Raw genomic sequence first — 23443 nt, 5'->3', positions numbered from 1 at the left:
CAGCGGTACTACGAAAACATCCCCAGGATAAGTGATGCGACTGCGCCACATGACAGCGGCCATCTGAGCTTCGGATACCAAGCCGGGGCTTCCCGCACACGGGACGCCTGGATGTCCACCAACAGCATCGCGACAAGTGCGCCCGCAAGGATAAGGAAGCCGGCGCTTGACGGCGTTACTAGCGCCACCCAGGCCACGAGCGAAGGCAGAATACTCAAGGTCATCCGGCGCCACAGGGTGTTATCGATTTGGGGAGACGCGATCGCAAGGCCCCAGTGAATGCCACCCAGGAATGACAGGATTATTGCGCCATATGCCAACAGCGCGAATGACAATCGCGCATTCAGAACATCGCTTGCGAACGTCTTCGCAAGCGAAAGGACAATGAATGGTATAACGCCGAAGCCCCCCAGCCAGGCAGCGGCCGAGGGTACGTTCGAAGCATCCGATTGAGCCGCCTCGTATGAATTCACAATGTCCGCCCATCAAATGCGGGATGGTCCATGCCTTAAAAGACCGACGCACCCGAGCATCACACGCTGCGCGCGCGATAAAATGGACAAGCGGATTGGCGTCGGATGCCCATTCCTTCGCGTGATTCTTGTGAGAGATACGAAGCAGGATCGAACTTGGATCAATCCTAATGAAATTTTGTAGCCCGGGCGTCACTACTACCTCACCAAGGAATGCGCTCTCCGCGGTAATCCAGGAAGCAGCCGGAGTCCCCGCGGCCCAGGCAATCAATGACCGCTAGAAGTCGGTCAGCTGCGGCATACGGAGATTGGACGTCAAGGCCGGCCGTGTTGAAGGGAGACGTCAGCCCGGTGTCGACGGTGCCCGGATGAAGCGCCACGCAGATCGAGTCGGGATGGCGACGGCCGAGTTCGACCGCAGCCGTTCGGACCAACTGGTTCAGCGCAGCCTTCGAGGCCCGATAGCTATACCAGCCTCCCATCTTGTTCTCGCCGATACTACCGAGCTTGGCCGACAAGGTCGCGAACACCGACTTGCCGTTGCGCGGCAATAGCGGGAGCACGTGTTTCATGATCACCGCAGGGCCAATTGCATTCAATGCAAAGGACCGGGCCATCTGGGCAGGCTGGAGCTCCCGCCAGCTCTTCTCCGGTCGATGCACATCGTCGTGCAGAAAGCCGGTCGCATCCAAGACAAGCCTTATCTCGCCTTTCGATGCGGCAGAGTAAGCGGCTTCCTTGAGGGTCGCCTCACTCAGAAGATCTATCGCCGGCGTGCTGACCCGGCTAAAACCGACCACGTGCCTGAATTTTTGGCCTGCCTGCAGCCGTTCGACCAAAGCGCTTCCGATTCCGCCGCTCGCGCCAAACACAACGGCAATACCGCCCTGGGGAAAACCGGTATCTGGATTCTGGGACATCGGCACCGTTAGCGCACAAACCTCCTTAAAAGCAAACCAGGAAGTCGTTCGGGACGGTCACAGGCCATCCAGCGACGAACTATCCTTGCAGTGGGGTTAACTTCAAGAGTTGGTGAGCGACCCTCGCTTTCGACGGATCGGCGGTCAGATCTGGCGTCGATCGTTTTGGCAGGCCCACGATCGACAAATCATTTCAAATCAAAGCTGCTATGTTCTGGAGCGGGTGATCCAAACCGACGGCCGGAGCGTATTCAATGAGGGATACACCCGCTTACGCGGCTTCCCGATCTTGAACCCGATCTGGCGAACTCGCCGCGAGCGGGCTGGCATCCGGTCGAATTGAGGCTTTGCGTGCAATCTGAAACACAATCTTTGACCGTGTACTACGATGGAGGGTGTCCGCTCTGCCAGGCCGAGATCAATCACTATCGCAAGCAGACCGGCGCCGACAACATCTGCTTCCGTGATGTGTCGATATCCGAGGAGAAGCTCGCCGGGGATCTGACCAAAGAGCAAGCGATGAAGCGGTTTCACGTTCGCGGCCATGATGGATTGTTGTTGTCGGGAGCGGCGGCCTTTGTGGCTGTTTGGAGCACTTTGCCGAGGTGGAAGTGGGCGGCGCGCCTGGCGGCGCTGCCCGGAATTATGATGATGCTCGAGATCGCCTACCGTTTATTTCTGCCAGTGCGACCGATCTTATCCAGTCTGTTCGGCCGCTTTACTCGCGGAGGATCATAGAGATGGTCCCCGGATCGTCCTGATCATAAAACCGATTAAAATGTGGAGCGACAAGTGGTCAAAGCCCTATGGAACGGAAAAGTCATCGCCGAATCCAATCGAACCGAGATCGTGGAAGGCAATCACTATTTCCCGATAGAGGATGTCCGAAGCGATTTTATCGAGCCGAGCGATCATAAATCGAGTTGTCCGTGGAAGGGCGTTGCGCAGTATTACAGCGTGGTCGTCGATGGCGAACGGAATCGGGATGCAGCCTGGTACTATGCCGATCCGAAACCGGCGGCGAAAAACATTGCCGGCCGCGTAGCGTTTTGGAAAGGCGTGAAGGTAGAGCCGTGAGGCAGCGATCAGAGATCAATTTCCAAGCTCGTCCTGATGAACCCGAGCCTCGAGCCGGCTGAACCGCTGATCGACAATGTTTGGCGGCGCTCCAAATTCAGGGTTCGCGAGGCAGGACCGTCATGCTGGAGAGAAAATTTGACGACTTCGAGATGATCACGCGCGGCAAGTCGGTCCCGCCCCGGTCACTCGCCGGGGCGACCACGAAGGGCTGGCGATATCGGTGCCAAATAGCGAGATGCCGGCGCGAAAGCCGCTCCGGCTTCTAGGTGTATCCCTCTCTTCGCCGCTGGTAGTCGATGGGGAAGATCCGCAATTCGACCCGCCAATCTGAGACATCCTCGTGGAAACGACTTACATTCTGACGGCTGAACTAGATCCCGAGAGTTTTACCTGGCTCGACACGCTACGGCAGCAACACTTTCCTCCGGAGCGGAACCTGCTGCCGGCGCACCTTACGATGTTTCACCAGCTGTCGCCGGCGCAGACGGCCCGACTGGACGATTGTGAGTTGCCAGACGGACCAGTACCCATCCTGCTGAGTACGCCCATCCTGCTGGGCTCGGGCGTCTCGATCCGGATCCAGTCGCCCGAGCTTGGGCGGCTGCGGACCGCGGCACGCCAAGCCATGAGCGGCGAATTTTCCAAACAAGACAGCCAAGGCTGGCGGCCGCACGTGACGATCCAAAACAGGGTTCCGGCTGAAGCTGCAAAGGAACTCTACCGAACGATAGAGAACGGCTTCGAAGAAAGCGCTGGCGCCGTCACGGGTCTGCTGCTTTGGGAGTATCTAGGGGGACCATGGCGGATGGCCCGGCGCTTGCCTTTCGCCTAGCGGTTGGGCCGCTTGGCGGCCCCTTCGGGCCCGCTTCGATGCGCCCTTTAAATCTGGGGTACATTATTCTGGCCGAACTTGTCCGCTTGGCCCCTCTCCTTCTGCTCTTAGTGCTGCTAGCCCTTCGCGATAAGATGGGTAGCTAAGGGTGACGCCAAGCTCTTCGCGAATGAAGTCATTTCGAACTCGCCGGTTGTGGCTGTAGAAGCTGCGCGCCATCGGCGAGAGTTCGGCACTTTCAAAGGGAATTTCCGGAGGAGGTGCCAGTCCGCATAGCCTCGCCGCGAATTCCACGACAACCTGTGGCGGAGCCGGCTCGTTGTCGGTGACGTTATAGATGCCGCCCGGCCGCGACTTCGTCAGCGAGGCTTCGATAACGGAAGCGATATCCGCGACATGAATGCGGTTGAATACCTGGTTGGGCTTCACGATGCGGCGCGCCGTTCCTGCTGCCAGTTGAACGAGCTGGTTTCGCCCAGGACCGTAAATGCCTGAAAGCCGAAAGACGTGAGCGCCCAAGGCGAGCCACTCTTTCTCGGCGGTGATCCGGTCTCGCAGGCGGCCGTTCTCGGTCGTGGTCGGCGTCTTCTCGTCGACCCAATTGCCGGCGTGGTCGCCATAGACTCCGACCGTGGAAAGATAGCCCAGCCAGCGCAGATTCTGTACCTGGGCGATTTGGCCCGCGAACGACCTGAGAACCGGATCGCCATGTTCATTCGGCGGTACCGAGATCAGGATAGCGTCGCTCGACCTGATATCCTCCAGAATTTGCGCATCTGCATGGTCGGAAGAATATACCCGCGCTTTGACGCCCGCTTGATCCAGATCGTCGGCCTTAGCACGCGTGCGAACGGTTGCGACAACCTCGTATCCTTTGCGCCGTAGAAGCGACGAGATATGCGACGCCGTATAGCCGAAACCAAACACCAGCATTTTCATCTGCTCATTATAGGTGAGCATCTAAAGCAACACCATCCTGCTCTGGCAGGCGAGCGATAAGGAAAAGTGGAGATCTAACGAGCCCCCGTGAACCTATCGATTCATGAGTAACGACCTAGTTAGCTCCGAGTCAGATTTGCGAGCGGCTCTTTTTAGGCCGGGTAGCTCGACATCGGCTTGGAAAACGTACGCAAGCGTCGGGCAGTATTCGGGCCGATGACTTTCTGGAGTTCCTGCCAGATCTGAGCAGCTCTGGTTCATGATGGTCCAAGACTTTCCGTCGGTCGTCCTCACGATTGTTTTGCACTTCGGGCAACAAGTCTGCACGATATCCTCTGTATATTGTTCGTTGGCGGCCGTCCAATTACGTGCATAACGCGCTTCTGTGGCGACTGGATCATAAAGCGGGTCGCTTGATCGCCAACGACGCTCCGGAGGAGCGTCCTATAGGGACAGGTGTCAGCCATTAGCCATCAAATAAGCTGTGGCGAAGATATCGAGTGATCCAAAACGGCCCCTCCATCGTTGAATCGTTTGACCATTACTCGGACACAAATCAGCTTGGAGACAAATAGTCGTGCGGACCGAGTCAGTGGAATCTAGACCTGATCGCTCACTGTTAAGGCTGAGTGGCGTATCTGCAGGCTACGGGCCGTCTGTTGTCATTCGCGAAGTCAACCTCGGGATTAGATGCGGCGAGATATATGTTCTTTTAGGTCCAAACGCCGCTGGAAAGTCGTCGTTATTGCGCGTGCTGACGGGAAAATTGGCGCCTCGGACGGGCAAAATTCTGAACGCGGACGGAAGGGAGGTCGGACCAAACGTCGAACTGGTTCCTCAGGAAACGGCGCTTTACCCGTTCATGACGGCCCGCGAAAATTGCATCGCTTTGGCCATGATGGCCGGATTGGCGCGTGATCTCGCCGGCCGACGAGCGACGGATGTCTTAAAGTCGATTGGTTGCTCTGAAATCTCCGATACACGGGTTGACCGCTTGTCCGGCGGTTTCAGAAGACGAGTGGATATTGCGGTTTCTCTCATGAAAAGCCCTGCCATGCTTGCTCTCGATGAGCCGAGCGCCGGTCTCGACGCGGTTGGCCGGGAGGCCTTGATTGGGCTGCTGATGCAGTTGCGAGCGACCGGAACGGGCTCTATCGTCGTGACGCACGATTTCGAATTCGGCGAGGCCATCGCCGACCGGATCGGACTATTGGTCGGAGGCCGTCTGATCGTCGACGCTCCGCTGGATGAAGCAGTCGAGCACGCGTTTGCTTCAGAAAAATTTGTCGAAGTTGATTTGGCCGCACAACCTGATCCCGCGCAGCGCCGTTCGTTGGAGTCATCCGGACTCGCACAATCTTCTGGAAACCTGTGGACGATGCATACGCGGGTGGAGACCAATCTTGTCGATCGACTGGGGGCGCTTTTGAAGGAACTACGGCTCACTGAACGTGAAATTCGTATCCGTTCGCCCTCCTTGAGAGATGTATATCGTAAGCATGTCCCAGGGACGTAACGAACCATGATGCTGGCTGCCGCTTGGGTAATGGGTCTGGCGACGCTGCGGGATCGCGCGGCCATGTTCATGACGTTCGTGCTTCCGGCCGTGCTTTTTCTCGTACTCGCGATGATATTCGCCGGAGCCACAGGCAAAGAATTGAAGCTGAAGGTCGGGATCGTCGACATTGCGCGCACGGAAACGACGAAGCGGCTTCTGAACGCGCTGAACGACGCCCCCGAAATGCGCATGGTCGCGTACGACGGAAGCGACGGCCGTTCGTTGATGGACGCCGTCGGACGTGGCGCGGTGGACGTCGGCATCATCGTCCAGTCCGACCTGCGGGCCCGGCCGGGCGAAGCACCGACGCCGATAGTCGTGGTAGAAAGCGCTACGCGTCCGCTCGCAGCTTCCATCGCCATCGGGCAAATCCAGAGATATCTGAACCAAGGCCTTCCGGACGTCGTTTTGTCCCGCATTCTGGCTGACGTCGAGGCTTCGGGGGCCATCGGCAAGGACGAACGCGACTTTCTCAACGAGGCTTTCGAAAAGCAGGCGGCCGAAAAGGCCGGTAGTGGCTTCTCCTTCGCGAACGTGATCGAACGCCAAAGCGCTTCCGTCGTGGGAGGTAATGCAAACGTCCTGTATTATGCGGGGGCGGTGGTGGCGGTGTTCATGCTTTTCTCCTCCGCCCACGCCGCCTTGATGCTGATTGACGAGCGCAGCGGCGGTCTTGCCGAACGCCTTCGACCGGACCGTATCGGTACGACGAAGCTGATGCTGGGAAAATGGGCGTTTCTTGCCGCGCAGGGCGTGGTGCAGACCTGCCTCGTTTACGTGTCGGCACTTTTGGTGTTTGGCGCATCGTTTGATCCGTCGCGCCTGCAAGTTTGGCTTATTTCCGCCTTCGTCTGCGCGGGCGCTGCGGCGGCGATCGGCTTGGCCCTGGTCTCGGCATGCAGAACCCGAAAGCAAGCCGAAAACGCGACGACCTTCGTCGTCCTGCTGGTGTCGGCGCTCGGCGGCAGCATGGTTCCACGCTACCTGATGCCTCCTTGGCTACAGACCGCCGGCTGGGCGACGCCGAACGCCTGGATGATCGAGGCGATGGAAACCTCGACCCGGCTGGGCGCGTCTTCGCTTCAATTGGCAGTTTGCTGGACGGTTCTGCTGATCGGCGGCGCCGTCGGCATGGTCCTCGCCATCGCCTTCGACATCGCTCGCCGTCGTCAATCCGCCGGGGCGTTTTGACGCGATATGGGCCGCAGCCTGACGTTTATCTCCTTGCGTCCCTCGCCCAGCGAAAACGACGCAGCGTTGAATGACGGACGTGCGCTGCGGCCTGCCTCGTTGCTGAAACCAAATGGCTCGAGCGGAAGTCCGAGTTTGGACCTGTCCAGGTTCCCGTTCCCATTGAGGTCCTGATACGCTGCGATGGCGTATTTCCCGGGGGCAAGGCCCTCGAACACAAACCGCAACGTCGAGGACGCCGCGGCCTTGCGCTCACCCGTTCCGCACGAGGACGGCTCAAGCTCGGTAGTACAGACCGCCGCCATGATCATGGTGCCGTTGGGAACCACGCCCGACACGGTCACCGTAACGGAACCGGCATTCGCACAGGCGATCCAAAACACCAAAGGGCTTGCAAGAAGGCCCGACCGAAAATTCTTACCAAAGCGCATGATCCAGACCTCTGTTTCCATCGTTACTAACACGGCCTTTGGAAGGATTTCCAGCAGGCCGGTCGATATTGGCAGGCCAGCGGGGGTTCATGATCAGGGAAGCGGTCGGCAGATCCGCAGCGATTGTCGGAGCGGGGCCGGGCGGCTTGGCGGCTGCCATGTTGCTGGCGGCAACCGGTGCCAAAGTCACGGTTTTCGAGAAAGACGCCATTGTCGGTGGCAGGACCAAGACAATCTCGGTCGACGAGTTTCCGTTCGACCTGGGACCCACCTTCTTTCTCTACCCGCAGATCCTGGAGCGCGTCTTCGAACGCTGCGGCTTGAGGCTTCAGGATTACGTCGAACTGAAAAGGATAGAGCCCGGCTATCGGTTGATATTCGAGGGCGGTCCGGAAGTCCGGGTCTCGGGCCAACTGGACAAGCTGGAAGCCGAAATCGCGAAGTTGAACAAGGATGACGCGAAGCGGATCCGCGCATTCATCGAAAAGAATCGACGTAAGCTTGCAGACTTCACGCCGGTGCTCGAGCGCCCTTTTCTGAGTTTGCTCGATTATCTGGCTCCGAGTGTGTTGAGTGCGCTACGCCATATCGTTCCCATGACATCCGTTGACGAGGAGCTTAAGCGGTATTTCAGTGATCCGCGGGTTCGCCTCGCCTTCTCGTTCCAGACGAAATATCTGGGGATGTCGCCTTTCCGATGCCCGAACTTGTTTACGTTTCTATCTTTTCTCGAATTTGAATTCGGGATCTGGCATCCTGTTGGCGGCTGCGGTGCGGTAAGCGAAGGCATGGCCCGCGCTGCGCGCGACTTGGGGGCGGAAATCCGTCTGGCCGATCCTGTCCGAAGCATCGAGTTCGAGGGTAAGCGCGCGGTCGGCGTGACGTCGGCTTCGGGACGCCATCCCGTGGACGCGTGCATCATCAACGCGGATTTTGCGCAAGCCGCGACCACTCTGATTCCGGCCCCACTGAGGCGCAAATGGTCGGATCGCCGTATTGACGGCATGAAGTATTCCTGCTCGACGTTCATGCTTTATCTCGGCATCGAAGGCTCCTACGACATCGACCATCACAACATCTTCCTTTCGGATTGCTACGAAGAGAACATCGCCGAAATCGAAGCGGCCGACATCGTACCGACACGGCCATCGATCTACGTCGCCAATCCATCGCGGACCGATCCGACATTCGCTCCTAACGGAAATTCCTCATTGTATGTGTTGGCTCCAGTCGGGCATTGCGGCAAGGTCGATTGGCAGAAGGAAGCCGGCCCGTTCCGCGAACTCGTCCTGCAAAGGTTGGAGGCTTTCGGTCTGACCGATTTGCGCAGCCGCATCAGGAGCGAGCGCATGTTTACGCCCGACGACTGGCGCGACCAATTGTCCATTTTCCGCGGAGCCACATTCAACCTCGCCCACGGGCTCGATCAGATGCTGTATTTCCGTCCGCACAATGAAATGGAGGACGTCGAGGGTGTGTACCTCGTTGGTGGTGGCACCCATCCGGGGTCGGGCTTGCCGGTGATTTACGAGGGTGCGCGCATCACGTCCGATCTGGTCCTCTCGAGATGGAAAAGATCGCGAACGGCGGGAAGCGCCGATGCAATATCCGCTCAGGCTGCCGTGACCGCAAGCCGCGAGGTTACACCATGACACTGAACACGACCACTCAGCTCGGCGACAAGTCGGTCCTGGTCATCGGCAGCGGACTCGGCGGTCTGGCGGCGGCCGCAGTAGCGGCCACGCGCGGGTACGCGGTGACTTTGTTGGAAAAGAACGACTGGCTCGGTGGCAAGGCCGCGGTACTGCAGGAAGCGGGCTTCCGCTTCGACATGGGTCCGACGATCCTGACCGTTCCTGCGGTGCTCAGGCGGATATTCGCGGAAGCAGGAGAGCGCTTGGAGGACCGACTGGAACTCAAGCGTTTGGACCCGCAATGGCGCTGCTTCTTCGGCTCCGGCGAGAGCATCGATCTGGTCGAAGACACGGAGACGATGGCGAATTCGGCGGAACGATTTTCCGGTCGCACCGGAATGGCGGACGGTTACCGCAAGTTCCTTCGGACTTCGGCCCATCTTCATGACATTTCGGAACGGTTCTTCTTCTGGAAATCGATCGAGGACATCCGCGATACGATGAACATCAAGGAGAACATGAATCCTGCGACATTTCGAGACGTGCTCTCGCTGCGCATGGGGCGCTCGGTAGCCGGCACGATCCGGGGGATGGTGCCGGATGAGCGGGTCGCGCAAATGCTGGACCACTTCACCCAGTACGTCGGGTCTTCCCCGTTCCTTTCGCCGGCAGTGTTGTGTTCGATCGCCCACATGCAGACAAGCGGCGGCGTGTGGTATCCGATCGGGGGCACGAGGGCTGTCGCCGAAGCGCTAAAGGCTCTCGGCGAAAGACACGGCGCCGTGTACCGCGACCGGACAGAAGTCAAGAAGCTCATCATCGATGAGGGAAAAGCAGTCGGTGTGGAGCTCCTCGATGGTCGAAAGATCCTCGCCTCGGCTGTTATCTCCAACATGGACTCGATGCGCACCTATTCCGAACTCGTGGGCGGCAGTGCCGGTGCTCACTATCGCAAAGCCGGCTTCGAACCGGCCTGTTCCGGCGTCGTGCTCTATCTGGGACTGTCCAAGCGTTACGAGCACTTGCTGCATCACGACTTCATCTTTTCGGATGACGCCGAAGAGGAGTTCGATTGGATCTACCGTCGTGGCGAGCCGGCTCCCGACCCGACTTGCTACCTGGCCGCGCCGTCTGGAAGCGACCCCTCGGTCGCTCCGGAGGGAGGCGAAGCCCTGTATGTTCTGGTTCACACGCCCTATCTTCGCGATCATCACGATTGGTCGAAGATGTTTCCCGCCTATCGGCAAAAGATCATCGACAAATTGAAGCGTACGGCGCTTCTGCCGGACCTTGAAGACAGGATCGTATTCGAACGCCACCTGACGCCGCAGGACATACATGATCGCTACAAGGTGCTGAACGGAGCTATCTACGGACTGGCGAGCCACGGAAAGTTCACCGGTGCGTTCAAGCCGGGAAACAGAAGCAGGCATATCGAGGGACTTTACCTCGCTGGCGGAGCGGCGCATCCCGGGCCAGGGATGCCGATGGTCATGATGTCGGGCTGGATTGCCGCTGATGCGCTCGACGCCGATATGAGGAAAGAAAAGCTTGCGTCGTGAAAGTGCCAGAAGACTGGCGGCTCGAGATGAGGCCAATCACGTCGTCGCCCGGCGTTCCAAAACCGCGCTTGCCTTCTTCGGCTACATTTTCGAACGCACGCTCAAGCGGGATTTCCATGCGCTGCGCGTTTTACGCGCCGGCAACTTGCCTCAAGTCGCGGCGACCAGGCTCGTCGTCTACGCGAACCACCCATCATGGTGGGATGGCGTGCTTTACGTCGTACTCGCGCGTCGACTGTTCGAAAACTTCAGAGCCTTCGCTCCGATAGATGCGAAGATGCTGGAACAGTACGCGATTCTCGCGCGGTTGGGCGCTTTCGGCGTGGCTCGCGACTCGTCGCAAGGTGCGGTCGACTTCATCGAAACGAGCAGAACCGTTCTTCGAGATCCAGGGTCAATGATGTTCGTCGCGGCGCAAGGCCGGTTTGCCGATGTTCGAGAACGGCCTCTGCAACTGAGCCCTGGACTTGCGCACCTGGCGGATTTGGCGCCCGACGTGATCTTCCTCCCCCTCGCCGTCGAAACGACGTTCTGGATTGAAAAGCAACCTGAGCTGCTTATTTCCTTTGGCCAGCCGATATCGGCAAGCTCGATCGCCGCTCTTTCGAAACAGCAACGGCTGGCGCTTCTCGAGGAGCGCCTTGACCAAACCATGAACGAGCTTCGTGCCGGCTCGATCGGTCGTGATCATTCGCAGTTTGAGACTCTGATCGAGGGTAGAAGCCAGATCAACGCAGTCTACGATGCATGGCGACGACTGCTGGCGTTCGCACGCGGCCGGGACTTTCGGCCGGGACATGACCCGGGCTCGGCATGACGATCCTATTCGCCATCGTAGCGATGCTTACCCTGCTTCCGGCGCTGATGGGGCTATTCAACTTCATCCTCGTTCGACCGCCGGCCAAGGGCAGCGGCACGCCTGAAGTCGCGATACTGATTCCCGCCCGTAACGAGGAAGCAACGATCCGCGCTTGCGTCGAAGCGGCGCTCGCGAGCAAAGATGTGGACGTCGAAGTCATCGTCCTGGATGATGGGTCCACCGACGCGACAGCCGAGATAGTCCTGAAAATCGCTGAGAGCGACCCGAGATTGCGTCTTGAGCGTGCCCCTGCTTTGCCTACCGGGTGGAAGGGAAAGACGCACGCCTGTCACGTGCTGTCGACCATGACCGCGCGCCCCTTCATGCTTTTTCTGGATAGCGACGTCCGGCTCGCACCAGACGCCGTATCGCGCCTTATTCCTCGGCAAACGATGGATTTCGTCAGCGGCGTACCCCGGCAGGAAATCAGAACGTTTGCCGATCTGGCCGTTATTCCCATGATCAACACCTTGATCTATTTCTACCTGCCGGTGGCCCTCATGAGGCGGCGGAGCACCGACCCCTCGCTTGCCGCCGCGTGCGGTCAGTTGATCATGGTGCGCAGGTCGTCCTATCTGGCCGCGGGAGGCCATGCCGGCATCGCGAACGCGATGCATGACGGCATGAGGCTGGCGGCAAACTTCCGGCGAAATGGCTTTCCCACCGATCTCGTCGACGCGACCGGGATCGCGAGTTGCCGCATGTATTCGAACGCCCGGGATCTGTGGCTGGGCTTCGGAAAGAACGCCACCGAAGGTATGGCCAGGCCGGTCGCCCTTCCCGTCTGGACGCTGCTGCTCGGTGGCGGTCTCGTAGCGCCTTTCGTGTTGGCTCCCTTCGCCTGGCTGGCGCCGGCTGATTGGGGCGCCCGGTTCTTGTTGATTTCCGTGGTGCTGTTGATCTTCTCCAGAATGATGCAGGCCATCAAATGCGAAGAGCCTGCGTCTGCGGTGATCGTGATGCCGTTGGGCGTTCTTGCGACGCTCGCGATACAGTGGAATGCTTTAGTGGGTTACCTGGCGGGCCGAACCGTCGTTTGGCGCGGCCGTGTCTACCGACCGCGGATGTGAGATCTTTATGGACGCTTCTCATCGGTCCACATCGGTAGAAGACGGCTACGAATCGCTGAAGGCCGCGCATAGGATTTCGGGCGGACTGACGATCGCCGATCGGATGGAAATCCTCGGAACGTTGCGCTCGTCGCTGCTGGACAGGGCCGAAGCCTACGCAACGGCCGTTTCAGCCGACTTCCGCTATCGGTCGCGCCATGAGACATTGCTCACCGAGATATCGGTCGTGGTGTCCGCGATCGACCTGGCGATCCGAAAGCTCCCAAAGTGGACCCGGCCCGAACGGATCGGCCTGACCTGGCCTTTTTGGCCGGCGAAGGCCCAAGTCGTTCGTCAGCCCCGGGGCGTCGCCGGCATCATCGGCCCGAGCAATTATCCGGTTCAGCTTGTCCTTCTTCCCTTGGTCAGCGCGATTTCCGCCGGTTGCAGAGCCATCGTGAAGCCTTCGGAACGCACTCCCCGCACGGCCGAATTGCTGGAAGACCATATTTCCAAAACAATCGATCCGACGATCGTTCGGGTCTTTACGGGTGATGCCGCCGTCGCGGCGCGGATCGCGCGGCTTCCCTTGGACATGATTCTGTTTACCGGTTCGCACTCCGTCGGCGTGGAGATTGCCGCCGCCGCAGCGACCAATCTGACGCCGGTCGTTTTGGAACTTGGCGGAAAGAGCCCTGTCGTCGTGGACCGAAGTGCCGATTTGAATCTCGCTGTAACCAGGATCGTGTCCGGAAAGCTTCTGAACGGTGGGCAGACCTGCGTTGCGCCGGATTACGTTCTCGTGCCGGCGGAACGGATGGTCGAGTTCGTATCTCTCGCCCGCGATGCGGCACAAAAACTGCACCCCGGCCGTGAGACGAGGGACTACTCCGCCATCCTGACGGACGGTGCCATTGCCAGGCTGCGGTCTCTCGAAGCCGACCATGTGATCGAGCCGCTCTTGCCTTGGCCCGTTTCGGCGCCCCGTTACCGGCCCGCTTTGGTTATCAATCCCACTTTAGATTCCGTGATCATGCGGGAGGAAATTTTTGGCCCGCTGCTTCCTGTCTTGGGATACGAAAGTCTTGACGAAGCGCTCCGCATCGTCCGCAATCTGCCTGAGCCGCTCGCCATCTACTGGTTCGGCGACATCGGTGAATCTTTCGAAAAGATGGCCGCTTCGACGGCGTCCGGGGCCATATCCGTCAACGATACAGTCGTCCATGCAGCCGTCCCTCAGTTGCCCTTCGGGGGCGTCGGACAGTCCGGCTCGGGTCGATACCACGGCGAGGCTGGCTTTCGGGCGTTCTCGAACGAGAGAACCGTTTTCGTCCAGTCGCGCCTGTCTTTGACAAGTCTGCTTCGCCCGCCGTTCGGCAAATCTGCGGATCGAATACTGCAAGGTCTGTTAAAGCAACGGCGAAAGTAGTCGAGTGTTCAGCGCCCATGGATGGAGTAACCGGCCGCCAACCGTAGCGAACCGTCGAACCTGTAGCTGTCGCGCGGAACCGAAATCGCAGCTCAACGGGTCGGGCCAACGGATTATCTTCACTCAGGCATTCGCTGCGGCTCCATGACCCGTTGGTACTGGCTTTGAGTAGCATAATCTGCTGAGAAGGATGTCCAACGAGCATCCTCGCACTCCCTCAAGCCAACATGCGTGTCGTGAATGAAGCTTGCGCTTGTCATCCTTCTCCCGTTTTTCGGCGCGATGGTTCCACCGCTCGCCATACGGGCCGGACGGAATGTCTGCACGGCAACGGCAGCCGCCGTCACCGGACTCGCACTCCTCATTCTTCTCACCGAGGCTTCGACGGTCTATTCAGGCGGCATTCCCCGAACCGACGTCCCATGGCTGCCACAGCTGGGCCTCTCGCTGTCGTTTTTCGTTGATGGACTCGGGCTGTTCTTTGCGACGCTGATCCTGGCGATCGGCCTTCTGATCATCCTGTATGCGCGCTTCTATCTGGATCGCAGCGATCCCATGGGGCGTTTCTTCTGCTATCTGCTGCTCTTTCAGGGCTCAATGGTCGGTATTGTTCTGAGCGACAATATCCTGCTCCTGGTGGTGTTCTGGGAACTGACCAGCCTCACGTCATTCCTGTTGATCGGTTATTGGTATCACCTGCCCGCCTCGCGCACGGGGGCGCTCATGGCATTGCTGGTCACCGGAAGCGGCGGGCTGGCGCTGATGGGCGGGATGCTGCTGCTTGGCCATAGTGCCGGCAGCTTTCAATTGAGCGACATTTTGACGCGCGGCGAGACGATCAGGGCCTCCTCGCTCTATCTGCCGATGCTGCTGCTGATCCTGCTGGGCGCATTCACCAAGTCCGCGCAGTTTCCTTTTCACTTCTGGTTGCCGCATGCCATGGCCGCTCCGACGCCGGTGTCCGCCTATCTGCATTCGGCAACGATGGTGAAGGCCGGCATCTTCCTGCTCGCCCGTCTTTGGCCGGTCCTGTCCGGCACGCAGGAGTGGTTCCTGATCGTTTCGCTGACCGGCCTCGTCACCATGGTCATCGCGGCGTGGATCGCGCTGTTCAAGGATGACCTCAAGGCGCTGCTCGCCTTCTCTACCGTGAGCCATCTCGGCCTGCTGACGATGCTGCTCGGCTTCGGCACCCGCATGGCACTGGTCGCAGCCATCTTCCACATCCTCAATCACGCAACATTCAAGGCGGCATTGTTCATGTCCGCCGGTATCGTCGATCATGAAGCCGGCACGCGCGACATACGCAGGCTCGGCGGCTTGCGCCACCTCATGCCGATCACCTCGGGGCTCGCCATCCTCGCCGCGGCGTCGATGGCCGGATTGCCCCTGCTGAACGGATTCCTCTCGAAGGAGATGATGCTGGAGGAGGCCGCGCACACGGTCATCGCCGGCCAGACCTGGCTCGTTCCGCTGTTCGCCACCGCCGGAGCCCTGCTGTCGGCGGCTTATTCCGCCCGGCTCGTTTTCTGCGTCTTTCTCGGCCCAAAGCGCGACGACTATCCACACCGTCCCCACGACCCGCCGTTCGGCATGTGGCTGCCGGTCGCCGTGCTGATCGTTCCGGTGATCGCCATCGGCGTGATGCCGGCGACATTCGCCGGATCGATTGTCGAGCAGACCGCGCGGGCGGCGACGGGCGGCGCCCTGCCCGGCTATCATCTGGCCTTGTGGCACGGCCTGACACCGGCGTTGGGCATGAGCGTGATCGCCCTTGTCGGCGGCCTCGCCATGCTGGGGGTCTACCCCGCCGCCAATCGTGCACGACTGGCGATACCCCGGCCGGAGGCGATGACCATGTTCATCGCATCGGTGGCGGGAATGATCCGGGCGTCGCGCATTATCCTCGGCCGCATCGACAATGGAAGTCTGCCGCGCTATCTCGGCGTCATCGTCGGGACAATCGGCGTGCTGGCGCTGACCGGATACCTGGCCGCAGCCCGCGCTCCGCTCGCGGGGGATCGCGTGACGCTGGCGGCGACACTGCCGGCCGTGACCGCTTGGCTTGTCTTGCTGGTCGCCTGTGGTCTGATCATCAGGCGGCACTACGACCGGCTGACCGCGTTGATCGTCACCAGCATTGTCGGACTCGTGGTATCGCTCGCATTCCTGCAATTCTCCGCGCCGGATCTTGCCCTCACCCAGATCGCGGTCGAGGTGGTGACCACCATCCTGCTGCTGCTCGCGATCAACCTGTTGCCGCGCACAACACCCGATGAGATGCCGCTGCGGAACAAGCTCGGTGCCGGCGGGCTGGCGATACTTGGTGGGCTCGGCATCGGCGCCCTTGCCTATGCCGCAATGACCCGCAGCTTCGAGACGATTTCCGGCTATCACATCGAACAGTCGAAACCGGGCGGTGGCGGCACCAATGTGGTCAATGTGATACTGGTCGACTTCCGCGGTTACGATACGTTCGGTGAAATCATCGTGCTGGCGATCGCTGCGCTGGCGATTTTCGCCCTGCTCGACTCGGCCATGCATGGCGCTGCCGGACGCCGCCTTGCGCGCGTGCGTTTCGATCCGCAGTCGCGCGATCCGCATCCGCTGATGCTCGCGGTGGTCGCCCGCGTCCTGCTTCCGCTCTCGCTGATGGTCGGAATTTACATTCTCCTGCGGGGACACAACATGCCGGGGGGCGGATTCATTGCCGGCCTCATCGTCGCGGTCGCCTTCCTCGTGCAATATATGGCGAGCGGCTACACATGGGCGCATCGCCGCGCCCGGTTCGACGCCCATGCGATGATCGGCGGCGGCGTGATGATCGCCGGCGCAACCGGCATTGCCTCGCTTCTCTTCGATCGCCCTTTCCTCACCAGCACGTTCGGATACTTCCATCTGCCGATATTCGGCGAAGTGGAGCTGGCCTCCGCGATGGCATTCGACGTCGGCGTTTTCTTCACGGTGGTAGGCACCTGCCTCCTGTCGCTTGCGACCCTGTCTCGGGTGGAGGAGCGCGCCGAGGAAGCGTCAAACCGGGCGGAGGCGCGCGTTTGATGAGTATGGAATTTCTGCTGGCGAGCGGGATCGGTGCGCTGACGGCGGCCGGCCTGTATCTCATTCTGCTGCGGCGAACCTTTCCGGTGGTGATCGGCCTCTGCTTCCTGTCCTATGCGGTGAACGTGTTCCTGTTCGTGATGGGCCGGCTCACCATCGACCGGCCGCCGATCGTCGGCGTCTATGCCGGCGGATACGCCGATCCGTTGCCGCAGGCGCTCGTCCTGACCGCCATCGTGATCACCTTTGGCATGACAGCCCTGATCGTCGTGTTGTCACTGCGCGCCTTTCTCGAAACCGGCGACGATGGCGTGTCGCTCGACGTCCGAACCGACGAGAAGTCGCCGGACATCCTTCGCGACGAGGTGCTGTGATGACCAATCCCTGGCTCATCGTACCCCTGGTCGTGCCGGCCATGACGGCGGCGCTGCTGGTGCTGGTCATGCGTCGCAGCCTGTTCTCCCAACGCATCGTGTCGGTCGCGGCAACCGCCATTCAGCTGGTTGTCGTGATCGGATTCTATATCGTCGCCGGCGACGGCGAGCCGCGCATCTATCTGCTCGGTAACTGGCCTGCGCCGTTCGGCATCGTTCTGGTCCTGGACCGGCTGGCCGCCACGATGCTGCTGCTCGCCGGGCTGCTCGCCTTCGGTGTCGTGCTCGCCGCCATCGACGAGTGGGACAAGCGTGGACGCCATTTCCACGCCCTGTTCCAGTTTCAGTTGCTCGGCATCAACGGCGCTTTTCTCACCGGCGACCTGTTCAACCTTTTCGTCTTCTTCGAAGTGCTGCTGATTGCCTCCTATGGCTTGATGCTGCATGGCGGCGGTGCCCATCGGATGAAGGCCGGCTTCCACTACATTGCGATCAACCTGATCGGTTCCACGGTTTTCCTGTTTGCCGTGGGAACGATCTATTCGGTCACCGGCACGCTCAACATGGCGGACCTCGCCGAGAAGGTGCCGCAGGTCGCAACCGGCAATCAGGCGCTGCTCACGGCCGGCGCCCTGCTGCTGCTGACCGTGTTTTCGATCAAGTCCGCGATGGTGCCGCTGCACTGGTGGTTGCCGCCGGCCTATGGCTCCACGTCGCCGCCCGCCGCCGCGCTGTTCGCCATCATGAGCAAGGTGGGGATCTATTCCATCATCCGTGTCTACACGCTGATCTTCGGCGCCGGCGCCGGCCCGCTCGCCGATGTCGCGACACCTTGGGTTCTGCCGGCGGGGATACTGACCCTCGCTCTCGGCACCATCGGCGTGCTCGCAAGCCGTCGCGTGCTTGACCTGGTCTGCTACTCGCTGATCGCTTCGATGGGAACGCTGCTGATCGCCGTTGGCCTGGGCAGCGCCGGTCTTGCGGCCGCGCTTTATTACGCCGTGCAGAGCACCGTCGCCAGTGCGGGACTGTTTCTGCTTGGCGGCCTTCTCGCGCCCGAGAAAGGCAGTCGCGCGGCGTTCGCATGGTTTCCGCAATACGCAAACGTCTTTGCCGGATTTTTCTTCCTGCTTGCGATTGCCACGATCGGCATGCCGCCGCTCGCGGGGTTCTTCGGCAAGCTCCTGATCCTCGATGCCGCGCGTGAGGCCTTCATCGCCGCTACCGTATGGCCGGCAATCCTGATCACCAGCCTGCTGCTGATCCTCGGTTTCGCGCGCACCGGCATGCAGATATTCTGGAACCGTTCCCCGGCGACCGAGACGTCAACGCCGCGGGCTGTTCCGATCATGCCCATCTTCGTGATCGGCGCCATGATCGCGACGGTTACGGCGTTGAGCGTGTTCGCCGGCCCGGTGATGGCCGACATGACCGCCACCGCGGAGCAGTTGCTGTCGCCGCACCGCTACATCGCCGCGGTATTGCGGCCCATAGCGGCCGCCAACCACACGGGAGAATAGGCCATGCGCGTGCTGCTGCTCCATCCGTTTCTGATCGGCGTCCTTACGCTGGTGTGGGTGCTGCTGGTCAACGACTTCTCCTGGCAAGCCGTCATCTCCGGAATGCTGATCGGGTTCGTCATCGCCAGTTTTACCAGCCCCTACTGGCCGGAGCGGTTGAAAGTCCGCAACCCGCTGGCGATCGTCGATTATCTCGCTGTCGTCCTCTGGGACATTATCGTCTCCAATGTGCAAGTCGCCTACCTCGTGCTGTTTCGTCGCGGCGACAGTTTGCGATCGCAATTCGTCATCGTGCCCCTCGCGCTGGAAAGCCCTGAGGCAATCGCAACACTGGCCGGGACCATAACAATGACGCCGGGGACGTTGAGCGCCGACCTCAGCGCCGACCGGCGATCGCTGCTGGTTCACTGCCTTGAAACGTCGGACCCCGCCGGGACCGTAGCCACCATCAAATCTCGATATGAGCGCCGCCTGATGAGGATATTCGCATGATCGCCGCCGCTTGCAGCTTCACGCTGATCGCCATTTCGGTATCCCTGGTGCTGAATGTCTACCGCCTGATTGCAGGGCCGGACGCGCCCGACCGCATTCTTGCGCTCGATACGATGGTGATCAACGCAATCGGCCTCATTGTTTTGGCCGGGATCATGTTCGGAACCACGATGTATTTCGAAGCTGCACTGCTGTTCGCCATGGTCGGCTTCGTCTCGACCGTCGCGTTCTGCAAGTTTCTGCTGCGCGGCAACGTGATCGAGTGACAGCGATGGAAGTATTTGCGGAATCAGCGAGCGCTTTCTTCATCGTGATCGGGGGCGTATTCCTGTTTACCGGGTCCTGGGGGCTCGCCAAGCTGCCGGATACCATGCGGCGGCTCCATGGCCCGACCAAGGCGACGACACTCGGCGTTGGCTCGTTGCTCATTGCATCGATCCTCTATTTCGTCCTCCTGCATGAGGCCGCCGGCATCCACGAAGTCCTGATCACGCTGTTCCTGTTCCTGACGGCGCCTGTGAGCGCCAACATGATCGCGAAAGCGCATATTTTCCGGAATCAAGCGCTGCGGGAAACCCTTCCCGCCGATGCCGGCGGATCCGGCTGGGCAACTCTCGGTGTCCCAGCCGGCTCACATCAGCCCCGCTTGTCGGGAAGCCTTACAGACGAGTGAGGCGAACAAGGGTTATCCCAGAAAGATCAGCGTCACTGCGAGGACAACCGCTGCCGTCGTGACGACAAGCAGAAAAGTCCCCCAGCCGGCCGTCTTGCGCGGTGAGCGACAGCGCCAGCACTGGCAGGAATGGTGCTCGACAGGCCGGTAAATGCGATCGCAAAAGGGCATGGCGATCCGGCCGTACTCGGTCCGCATTCTACGGCCTTGGCCGCTGAGCGAACTCGAATCCCTGAAGAGCTAACGCATGAACCGCCGGCGCCGAAAGACGTCGCGCTGCACCCGACCATCCTCAAGCGATATGAAGAGCAACTGGAACGTCTTGAGAAGGCGTTAGCCAAAGGTGCCAAAGCCGGCGATGCAGAGGCCGCGAAGCCATCAGAGATTTGGTCGAAACGGTCACCGTGTTCCGCGACCCAGAGCGCCCAGGCGGCGTATCTGTCGGAATAGCAGGTCGGCTAAATGCCCTGCTGGGCGAAACCGCTTACCCCAACCGGGTCATACGAGTGTGGGATAGAGTGGTAGCGAGAGAGGTACTCTTCCAAGATTGCCCTGATATCAACTCGCGCATGCCGAAATAAACTATGCCGTCGTATCGCAACGGCTGCATCGCCATGTCGAACAAGGCCATGACAGCATCCTATCGTGCGCGTGGCATCTGGCCGGGAAAGAATCCGAGATCGAGCGCTGCGAGCGTCGCCGAAGTTCGATCGCCAGCGATACCGGCACTCAGCAAAGCCCCCTCGCTCATCGAGTTTGGCAAGCCCGCGCTGCGAACATGGTTCTCGAGATCAATCAGTTTGCGCTTGAGCAGCTTCCGGTTGGTCAACAACGTGCGCATTCTTTGCATGTCGATATTCTTGACATGCACGGCGCGGTACCAGCCCAACCGCATCATTTGCGCGATCGCTGGAAACCATCGCGCCAACGCGCACCGATCGCGTGCTGGGGCGCTCGCACTACCCCGATCAGAAATCACCATCAGACCAGCCGGGCGACCGAGCGCCGAGACTCGCGCAACCGGCGCCGCATCCTGGTCATCTTCGGCGGAAAACGAAAGCAGCACAGAATTTCCAAATGACGGGGCGAATAAATTTCCAAATGCGCTCAAAAACGCACGAGCACAAACCGTTTTCTCTAGCAAATCCATGAGGTTGAACTGGCTGGGGCGGGAGGGATCGAACCTCCGAATGGCGGAATCAAAATCCGCTGCCTTACCGCTTGGCTACGCCCCAACAGGCTGAACCGGGACGCGCGCGACGCGCCCTTGCGAACCGGTTCGGACAGTGCCCGGTCTATAGAGGGTAACAGGCCATTTCAACTGGCTGGAAACCGGAAATTTCGTCCGAAATCCGGGTCCAAGGTGTGACACCTTATTATACGCGCGCTGGCGCGCGGCTTCCGGCCCCGTTTGCCCGCGGGCGCGGGCGCCCGTAGCGCCCAAGAGAGTGTTGAGGCAGCTCCGGTTTCGTGGGAATACGGACCGCCCCGTCCCCGTCAAAGCGAGATTTCGTCATGACTTACCGCGCGCCGATTTCCGACATCCTGCTCGCACTCAACCACGGCGCCGGGCTGCAGGCGGCCGTGAAGGCCGGTCATTATGGCGATTTCGACGGCGACATCACCGCGGCCGTGCTGGAGGAAGCCGGCAAATTCGCCGGCGACGTGCTGGCCCCGCTCAATCGTGTCGGCGACGAGCACGGCATCAAGCTCGAAGACAACAAGGTGACGACCGCGCCGGGCTGGCCGGACGCCTATCAGCGCTGGATCGCCGCCGGGTGGAACGCGGTGTCGGGCCCGGAAGGCTTCGGCGGCCAGGGCCTCCCGATGGCGATCAACGCCGCCTGCACCGAAATCTGGAGCGCCTCGAACATCGCGTTCGGCCTCTGCCCGCTGCTGACGCTTTCCGCCATCGAGGCGCTCGATGCCCATGGCAGCGAGGAACTGAAGAAGATCTACCTGGAAAAGCTGGTCTCCGGCGAATGGACGGGCACCATGCAGCTGACGGAGCCGCAGGCGGGCTCCGATGTGGGCGCGCTACGCACCCGCGCCGAGCGCGCGGAAGATGGCACCTATCGCATCACGGGCACAAAAATCTTCATCACCTATGGCGACCACGACATGACCGATAACATCGTGCATTTCGTGCTGGCCCGCCTGCCCGACGCGCCTGCGGGCACCAAGGGCATCTCGCTCTTTCTCATTCCGAAATTCCTGGTCAATGCCGACGGCTCGCTCGGCGCGCGCAACGACATCCATCCCTCCGGCGTCGAGCACAAGCTCGGCATGCACGCCTCCCCCACCTGCACCATGACCATGGGCGACAAGGGCGGCGCGATCGGCTACCTGATCGGCGAGGAAAATCGCGGCATGCAATGCATGTTCACGATGATGAACCAGGCCCGCCTCGGCGTCGGCCTCGAAGGCGTCGGCATCGCCGACCGCGCCTACCAGCAGGCGCTGGCCTTCGCCCAGGAGCGACGCCAGGGCCGCGCCCTCGGCAAAAGGGGCGACGGGCTCGATCCCATCATCGTGCATCCCGACGTCAAGCGCATGCTGCTGCAGATGCGCAGCATGACGGCCGCCGCGCGCTCGATCTGCTACGCCACGGCCGTCGCGCTCGACGTCTCCGTGCGCGCCAAGGATCCGAAGGTGCGCGCCGACGCCGCCGCGCGCGGCGCGCTGCTGACGCCGATCGCAAAGGCATTCTCCACCGATATCGGCAACGAGGTGAGCTATCTCGGCGTGCAGGTTCACGGCGGCATGGGCTTCATCGAGGAGACCGGCGCCGCGCAGCATTACCGTGACGCGCGCATCACCACAATCTATGAGGGCACCAACGGCATCCAGTCGATCGACCTCGTGACGCGCAAACTCGCGGCGAATGGCGGCGCTTCGGTCTGGGCCCTGCTCGACGAACTCGGCGGCATCGTCAAGCAGGTCGAAGCCTCTAATGATCCGGCATTCGGCATGACAGGCGCCAAATTGCGCGACGCGCTGGGCTCGCTGGAGCGCGCCAGCAAATGGCTGCTGGAGCGCGTGACCTCTGCTCCGAACGACGCGCTTGCGGGCGCCACACCCTATTTGCGGCTGTTCGGCGCGACGCTCGGCGGCTGCATGCTGGCCGGCGAAGCGCTGGCCGCCAAGAACCATGGCGACGGCGGCGACTCACAGCGCTACGTGGCGGTGGCGCGGTTCTTTGCCGAAAACATTTCGGTGCAGGCGGGATCGCTGGAGAAGACGGTGACCGACGGCGCGGAAGCCGTGAACGGGGCGGACCACGTATTGCTGGGATAGTGCGTTTCGTGCTGTCCTGAGCTTATCCAACCCGCCCTGAAACGCCCCCCACTACTACAGGAGCCACTGTCCC

At 60.7% G+C, this 23443-nt stretch carries 23 protein-coding genes and 1 tRNA gene; 18 read left to right on the top strand and 6 right to left on the bottom strand.

The genetic code is table 11. The features are described from left to right. Positions 1 to 8: 8 nt before the first annotated feature. Complete coding sequence (locus QUH67_RS34935) at positions 9 to 473, bottom strand: DUF3429 domain-containing protein (RefSeq protein ID WP_407080420.1); 465 nt, start codon at positions 471 to 473, stop codon at positions 9 to 11. Positions 474 to 676: 203 nt separating this feature from the next. Continuing rightward, positions 677 to 1393, bottom strand: a complete 717-nt coding sequence (locus tag QUH67_RS09720; RefSeq protein WP_300946454.1) for an SDR family NAD(P)-dependent oxidoreductase — start codon at positions 1391 to 1393, stop codon at positions 677 to 679. Between the two features lie 351 nt (positions 1394 to 1744). Between QUH67_RS09720 and QUH67_RS09715 the strand changes: the two genes are divergently transcribed. From QUH67_RS09715 to QUH67_RS09705, 3 genes are all read left to right on the top strand, one after another. Next, complete coding sequence (locus QUH67_RS09715) at positions 1745 to 2131, top strand: thiol-disulfide oxidoreductase DCC family protein (protein WP_300946453.1); 387 nt, start codon at positions 1745 to 1747, stop codon at positions 2129 to 2131. Between the two features lie 54 nt (positions 2132 to 2185). Further along, positions 2186 to 2470 (top strand): DUF427 domain-containing protein, encoded by a 285-nt coding sequence (locus QUH67_RS09710; protein ID WP_300946452.1) that lies wholly within the window; start codon positions 2186 to 2188, stop codon positions 2468 to 2470. Positions 2471 to 2813: 343 nt separating this feature from the next. Further along, positions 2814 to 3305: a 2'-5' RNA ligase family protein gene (locus tag QUH67_RS09705; RefSeq protein WP_300946451.1), complete on the top strand. Its 492-nt coding sequence runs from the start codon at positions 2814 to 2816 to the stop codon at positions 3303 to 3305. 63 nt (positions 3306 to 3368) lie between these two features. Here QUH67_RS09705 and QUH67_RS09700 read toward each other — a convergent pair whose 3' ends face one another. Continuing rightward, a complete protein-coding gene (locus QUH67_RS09700) occupies positions 3369 to 4244 on the bottom strand; it encodes an SDR family oxidoreductase (RefSeq protein ID WP_300947990.1) in 876 nt (291 codons plus the stop codon). A gap of 577 nt (positions 4245 to 4821) precedes the next feature. On the opposite strand from QUH67_RS09700, the gene QUH67_RS09695 reads away from it, so the two are divergent. Together QUH67_RS09695 and QUH67_RS09690 are read left to right on the top strand one after the other, a co-directional pair. Next, complete coding sequence (locus QUH67_RS09695) at positions 4822 to 5760, top strand: ABC transporter ATP-binding protein (RefSeq protein ID WP_320416128.1); 939 nt, start codon at positions 4822 to 4824, stop codon at positions 5758 to 5760. A gap of 6 nt (positions 5761 to 5766) precedes the next feature. Next, positions 5767 to 6993, top strand: coding sequence for an ABC transporter permease (locus QUH67_RS09690; protein WP_300946450.1), 1227 nt, complete (start codon positions 5767 to 5769; stop codon positions 6991 to 6993). Here the strand turns inward: QUH67_RS09690 and QUH67_RS09685 are convergent. After that, positions 6972 to 7445: a DUF2141 domain-containing protein gene (locus QUH67_RS09685; protein ID WP_300946449.1), complete on the bottom strand. Its 474-nt coding sequence runs from the start codon at positions 7443 to 7445 to the stop codon at positions 6972 to 6974. The two genes, QUH67_RS09690 and QUH67_RS09685, sit on opposite strands and share 22 nt — an antisense overlap. Positions 7446 to 7513: 68 nt before the next feature. On the opposite strand from QUH67_RS09685, the gene crtI reads away from it, so the two are divergent. The 12 genes from crtI to QUH67_RS09625 all read left to right on the top strand — a co-directional run bounded on the left by crtI (position 7514) and on the right by QUH67_RS09625 (position 20523). Beyond that, a complete protein-coding gene (crtI, locus tag QUH67_RS09680; protein ID WP_300946448.1) occupies positions 7514 to 9076 on the top strand; it encodes a phytoene desaturase family protein in 1563 nt (520 codons plus the stop codon). After that, a complete protein-coding gene (locus QUH67_RS09675) occupies positions 9073 to 10620 on the top strand; it encodes a phytoene desaturase family protein (protein ID WP_300946447.1) in 1548 nt (515 codons plus the stop codon). The genes crtI and QUH67_RS09675 overlap by 4 nt, the downstream gene beginning before the upstream one ends. Beyond that, positions 10610 to 11437 carry a lysophospholipid acyltransferase family protein gene (locus QUH67_RS09670; RefSeq protein WP_300946446.1) on the top strand — a complete coding sequence of 276 codons (828 nt, stop codon included), beginning with the start codon at positions 10610 to 10612 and terminating at the stop codon, positions 11435 to 11437. Before QUH67_RS09675 ends, QUH67_RS09670 begins: the two co-directional genes overlap by 11 nt. Beyond that, a complete protein-coding gene (locus tag QUH67_RS09665) occupies positions 11434 to 12549 on the top strand; it encodes a glycosyltransferase (RefSeq protein ID WP_300946445.1) in 1116 nt (371 codons plus the stop codon). The genes QUH67_RS09670 and QUH67_RS09665 overlap by 4 nt, the downstream gene beginning before the upstream one ends. 7 nt (positions 12550 to 12556) lie before the next feature. Continuing rightward, complete coding sequence (locus tag QUH67_RS09660; RefSeq protein WP_300946444.1) at positions 12557 to 13957, top strand: aldehyde dehydrogenase family protein; 1401 nt, start codon at positions 12557 to 12559, stop codon at positions 13955 to 13957. 240 nt (positions 13958 to 14197) lie between these two features. Further along, on the top strand, positions 14198 to 17014 hold the full coding sequence (locus QUH67_RS09655) for a monovalent cation/H+ antiporter subunit A (protein WP_300946443.1): 2817 nt from the start codon (positions 14198 to 14200) through the stop codon (positions 17012 to 17014). A 5-nt stretch (positions 17015 to 17019) separates the two neighbouring features. Then, on the top strand, positions 17020 to 17388 hold the full coding sequence (locus tag QUH67_RS09650; RefSeq protein WP_300947988.1) for a Na+/H+ antiporter subunit C: 369 nt from the start codon (positions 17020 to 17022) through the stop codon (positions 17386 to 17388). Next, positions 17388 to 18908 carry a monovalent cation/H+ antiporter subunit D gene (locus tag QUH67_RS09645; protein WP_300946442.1) on the top strand — a complete coding sequence of 507 codons (1521 nt, stop codon included), beginning with the start codon at positions 17388 to 17390 and terminating at the stop codon, positions 18906 to 18908. Before QUH67_RS09650 ends, QUH67_RS09645 begins: the two co-directional genes overlap by 1 nt. A gap of 3 nt (positions 18909 to 18911) precedes the next feature. Further along, positions 18912 to 19400, top strand: coding sequence for a Na+/H+ antiporter subunit E (locus QUH67_RS09640; protein ID WP_300946441.1), 489 nt, complete (start codon positions 18912 to 18914; stop codon positions 19398 to 19400). Continuing rightward, positions 19397 to 19666, top strand: a complete 270-nt coding sequence (locus tag QUH67_RS09635) for a K+/H+ antiporter subunit F (RefSeq protein WP_300946440.1) — start codon at positions 19397 to 19399, stop codon at positions 19664 to 19666. Before QUH67_RS09640 ends, QUH67_RS09635 begins: the two co-directional genes overlap by 4 nt. Positions 19667 to 19671: 5 nt before the next feature. After that, positions 19672 to 20073: a Na+/H+ antiporter subunit G gene (locus QUH67_RS09630; protein ID WP_300946439.1), complete on the top strand. Its 402-nt coding sequence runs from the start codon at positions 19672 to 19674 to the stop codon at positions 20071 to 20073. A gap of 129 nt (positions 20074 to 20202) precedes the next feature. After that, positions 20203 to 20523 (top strand): hypothetical protein, encoded by a 321-nt coding sequence (locus QUH67_RS09625; RefSeq protein WP_300946438.1) that lies wholly within the window; start codon positions 20203 to 20205, stop codon positions 20521 to 20523. 190 nt (positions 20524 to 20713) lie between these two features. Here the strand turns inward: QUH67_RS09625 and QUH67_RS09620 are convergent, their stop codons facing one another. Further along, entirely contained in the window at positions 20714 to 21139 is a 426-nt protein-coding gene (locus QUH67_RS09620) for a hypothetical protein (RefSeq protein ID WP_300946437.1), read from the bottom strand. Positions 21140 to 21233: 94 nt separating this feature from the next. Then, a tRNA-Gln gene (locus tag QUH67_RS09615) sits at positions 21234 to 21308 on the bottom strand. A 280-nt stretch (positions 21309 to 21588) separates the two neighbouring features. On the opposite strand from QUH67_RS09615, the gene QUH67_RS09610 reads away from it, so the two are divergent. After that, positions 21589 to 23370, top strand: a complete 1782-nt coding sequence (locus QUH67_RS09610) for an acyl-CoA dehydrogenase (RefSeq protein WP_300946436.1) — start codon at positions 21589 to 21591, stop codon at positions 23368 to 23370. Positions 23371 to 23443 lie beyond the last annotated feature (73 nt).

Source organism: Bradyrhizobium roseum, assembly GCF_030413175.1.
GTDB lineage: Bacteria > Pseudomonadota > Alphaproteobacteria > Rhizobiales > Xanthobacteraceae > Bradyrhizobium > Bradyrhizobium roseum.
Note: the sequence above shows the minus strand (reverse complement) of the source record. Positions and strands in the feature narration are given on the sequence as shown.